Raw genomic sequence first — 4151 nt, forward strand, 5'->3', positions numbered from 1 at the left:
ATTTTACAATGGCTCATCAAAAAGGTAAGGCAACCGAAGAAAGTTAAGTATTTTGCTGACCCTCAAAATCGAGATTTAGGTATTATCAAACAGAAACGAAAACTAAATGTTAAGTTAATTGTCGCGCCTTTTCCTGATCTCGAGCGGGGGTCTGACGAGTTTTTTTTCAATAATTATCCAAAAACCGCTTGACAAAAGACTTACAGCCTTAACTTGTCACCAATGAGCCCTAGTTAATAACAAATATTCTTCATATGTCAACTTTTACAGCACTTTTAGACATTTATTGATACATTTTTTAATATTGTTTAATGAATATAGATAATAGTTTGGCATAACAAATACCGAAGAGCCAAGTTTTCTATTAAAACAAAGAAGTTTTGCCAAATTATTATTTTTGGTATCTAAGCTAACAAAGAAGTAAATTTTACTCTTAGACAATCCTACCTAAGATACATATTTTTATAACTACTTTAGCTTAAATTTTTATTACTCAACTTGATTTTTGGAGTTTATTTATGTCTTGTCAATCCGGTAATTCATACATTGTTACAACAGGAGATACGCTTTTTTTGATTGCCCAACAAAAATTGGGTGATGGTAATCGTTGGCATGAAATTCTAAAGCCAGATGGTACGCAATTTACAGAAGCCCAGGCTAGTAGTCTACAGGCAGGTCAGGAAATATGCATACCTCAAACGGATACTACTTCTCCCTCGCCCAACAGCGGTTTTTCAAATATTGTTTCACGCAATATTTATGAAACAATCTTTCCAGAAAGGAACAATCTATACACCTATGACTCTTTGGTGAGGGCTGTTGAGACTTACCCAAGCTTCTGCAATGAGGGTTCGCAGGAGCAATGCCAACGTGAGGCCGCAGCATTTTTAGCCAACATTGCTCATGAGACAGGGGATCTGCGATATGTTGAAGAAATAGGTTGTGAGGATGGTAGATGCGCTGAACAATACTGCGATAGGAATAATGCAACTTATGCTTGTATAGCTGGTAAAAGCTATCATGGTCGTGGACCCATCCAGTTGTCTTGGAACTACAATTATGGTGCTTGCGGGCAAGCCATTGGACAAGACTTACTCAACCATCCTGAACTGGTTTCAACAGATAGCATTATTTCCTTTATGACCGCCTTGTGGTTCTGGATGACTCCTCAATCACCAAAGCCATCATGTCATGAAGCTATACGCACATCAGGCTTCGGCAAGACCATTTACATCATTAATGGTGGGATTGAATGCAAAAAACCGCCAACCGAAGCAGCCTTGCACAGGATACAACTCTACAATCAGTTTACCGAACGATTGGGTGTGACCCCAGGTGAGAACCTTTCCTGCTAAATTCTATGGCATAAATTTGCCATTTATCCAAGTTATTCACATGGAAGGTGGTAGTCCTAATAATGAGTCTTTTTGATTCATTCTAGTTTCAGCTTTTTTACTTTTTTCAACACATACAACTCACGTCAACAAGGAGAAAACTCATGGCCAATCCTGTAGTATTATCTATTGCGGGTAGCACAACTTTTCCTACATGGGCTGGTGGGGGAACTACAACATTGTGGGTAAGAAATAAAGAAAATAAGGAAGGTCAGGTAAGTGTAAACGCTGGGGCTGGACACGAATATGTAAATGTATCTCCTAATGATACAACATCTATTCAGAGACAATGGGGTGGTATCATAATTGGCGTTACTAATTCTGGGCAGACAGCAGTTGAAGTTTGGACTGCATAGATTTTGGAATATGTAATAGGTAATCGGACAGAGATAATTACACAACATCTGGGCTAAAAGTCTTGCCTATTAACAATACCTTCGCCAATAAAGAGAACTAGTCTAACTTTTGCCAAAACAGCCCAAGGTAAGCCCGTGTTTGACTGTTCGGTAGTATCTAGGTTTGCTCTATACCAATCCATTTATCGATCATTCAAGCATAACTACAAACGTTTTTACTTGAGCCAACTCATGTTGTTTCACACATAACTTCCTAGAAATCCTGAATAACTAACATGAATAATAGATCTGCCGAAGAGAATCAAATACCCGGCATCGAGTACTTTCCGTCTGGCACACTCTCTCAGTTGGAGACCCTCACTGGTCTGGATGCAGAGCAAATTACAAACATCCTTGGCATGATCAACGGACCAGAACAGGCTAATTGCAAATGGTGGCTGACAAAGAACAATAAAATTATTTATAGCTACGCGGAAGATATTCGTGACGGACGCGGTGTGACTATCGGCCTCTATGGTGCCACGACTGGCCAGGGCTTCAGAGATGCGGATGTCATTTGGAATAATTATGGTCATCCAGAGTATGGCGGGCTCCCTCAAGAAGAAATCATTCAAAAGGTCGAAGAGATTGCCAATGATTGCAGATGGTGGAACGCACAGTGGGACGCTTATATTTCCACGTACTGGAACCCTACAATAGACTGGCTTCAGTCGAGGGATTACATGAAAGCACTAAGCATTGGCGCACTCATGGACACAGCCATGAACGCTGGTATAGGTGACGACAGTCCTAATAACTGGGGTGTTGAACACCTGTTCCAGGAAGCGATCGCCAACACAGAGAATGAGCAAGGATTCCTTGGCAGATTCCTAGAACTACGACTTAGATACCCCACAAAAAACAGTGGCAACATGAGAAGGCGCGTAAGTGCTTGGCAACAATTGTGGCGTGAGAATAAGTGGGATATGCGTGTAGATTTGAGCCATTACTGCTATATTCCAGGCGTTGCTGATTAAGAGTATGATTTTGTTTCACGCAGAGGCGCAGAGGCGCAAAGAGTAAGAGTTTCATTTTTTTGATTTTCCAATTTCATACCTCAATTCAGCAACGTTCCATAATTTCAAAAAAGAGGGTTGAAGGGTAATGAATAAAGCATTAAGTCCTTATTTATTACCTATGCTTAATTTCTGATATGAAAGCCACTTAACTAGTAAATTGGCTGAGTACATTACTGAAATTTTCTTCTTCAAAAATAGGACTAATTTTATGCCACATCACAATACTATTTGGCAGAGCGACTTCAGTACAACAGATTGGCTCGAATCGTGGAATACAAATGAAGCCCCAATGAGGGGAATTACTTTTGGAGAGGAAAATATTTCGGTTGAAAATGATGGCACTCGACCTGAAGATAGTTTCCTGAGAATCAGATATCCTCAAGGAAGTTGGAGTCCAAATGACACGAGAAACGCAGGGTTGCCCGTTGGAGGAGCGCAATTTTATGGTGCTGTTCTTAATGGCAGGGATATTACTGATGTGACACTAAAATATTCCATTCGGTTTCCGAATGGATTTCAATGGGTGCTGGGAGGAAAACTACCAGGGCTTTACGGGGGCAGAGGCAATACTGGAAACAATCATCCTAATGGTAGAGATGGTTTTACAACCCGTTATATGTGGCGAGAAAACGGTAAAGGCATCTTGTATCCTTTTCTGCCAACTACTCCACGAGACGATATGGGAACAACCTTCATACTTGGTGATCCGCTTTTTGCTGCCGATAATAACTGGCATACCATAACTCAAAGGGTTGTGTTAAATACAGTTGGACAAGACAATGGCTGCATCACAGTTTGGTATGACGATCAGAATATACCCACAGAAGAAGGGTTACGATTCCGAACTGTTGATAGCTTGAAAATAGATGGCATTTTATTTCAGACATTTTTCGGTGGTGGATCAAGCAAATGGGCAACACTTGTTGACACTTATGTGGATTTTGCCAATTTCCAAATTTATGCCTGAAAAGTAAATCAGTTGATTTTAATCCAGTTAGTCGTAGTGGTCTGTCAATTTTGATTTTGTGCGTTACCGATTTCCGGAATTGAACAGCTAAAACAATTTCGCACAAGTGTATGCAACATTTTGGGCAAAGCCAAAGATGCCTTGTTTGACTTGATGGATGCAGCATTAATTGTAGCGAACTGCAAACATAAATCGTCAAAACCGCAAACAAGGCAATTTTGAAACCACAATAACTCATTGGTGACAAGTTAAGGAAAAGGGGAAATTGTCAAGGGGGTATTTGCAGAGGTCAATAATCATGGGAAACTCAATATAGACAAGCAATTGAGCGAATTAAAACTAGCCATGACCACCAGCCGAAAAACAAATAGAGACC

Annotated in this window: 4 protein-coding genes and 1 pseudogene; all 5 read left to right on the forward strand. The window is 40.3% G+C overall.

Annotated elements, in window-relative coordinates:
* Positions 1–192: pseudogene (locus PN450_RS08755) on the forward strand (hypothetical protein); the annotation flags it as partial.
* A 326-nt stretch (positions 193–518) separates the two neighbouring features.
* On the forward strand, positions 519–1355 hold the full coding sequence (locus PN450_RS08760; protein WP_271836036.1) for a glycoside hydrolase family 19 protein: 837 nt from the start codon (positions 519–521) through the stop codon (positions 1353–1355).
* Between the two features lie 143 nt (positions 1356–1498).
* Positions 1499–1750 (forward strand): hypothetical protein, encoded by a 252-nt coding sequence (locus tag PN450_RS08765; protein ID WP_271836037.1) that lies wholly within the window; start codon positions 1499–1501, stop codon positions 1748–1750.
* Positions 1751–2025: 275 nt separating this feature from the next.
* Complete coding sequence (locus PN450_RS08770) at positions 2026–2766, forward strand: chitosanase (RefSeq protein WP_271836038.1); 741 nt, start codon at positions 2026–2028, stop codon at positions 2764–2766.
* A 250-nt stretch (positions 2767–3016) separates the two neighbouring features.
* Positions 3017–3775: a polysaccharide lyase gene (locus tag PN450_RS08775; RefSeq protein WP_271836039.1), complete on the forward strand. Its 759-nt coding sequence runs from the start codon at positions 3017–3019 to the stop codon at positions 3773–3775.
* The last annotated feature ends 376 nt before the right edge of the window (positions 3776–4151 follow it).

This window comes from Dolichospermum lemmermannii CS-548 (genome assembly GCF_028330815.1).
Lineage (GTDB): Bacteria > Cyanobacteriota > Cyanobacteriia > Cyanobacteriales > Nostocaceae > Dolichospermum > Dolichospermum lemmermannii.

Coding starts and splice junctions, on each gene's coding strand:
- PN450_RS08760 (WP_271836036.1), top strand. CDS start 519: ATGTCTTGTCAATCCGGTAATTCATACATTGTTACAACAGGAGATACG.
- PN450_RS08765 (WP_271836037.1), top strand. CDS start 1,499: ATGGCCAATCCTGTAGTATTATCTATTGCGGGTAGCACAACTTTTCCT.
- PN450_RS08770 (WP_271836038.1), top strand. CDS start 2,026: ATGAATAATAGATCTGCCGAAGAGAATCAAATACCCGGCATCGAGTAC.
- PN450_RS08775 (WP_271836039.1), top strand. CDS start 3,017: ATGCCACATCACAATACTATTTGGCAGAGCGACTTCAGTACAACAGAT.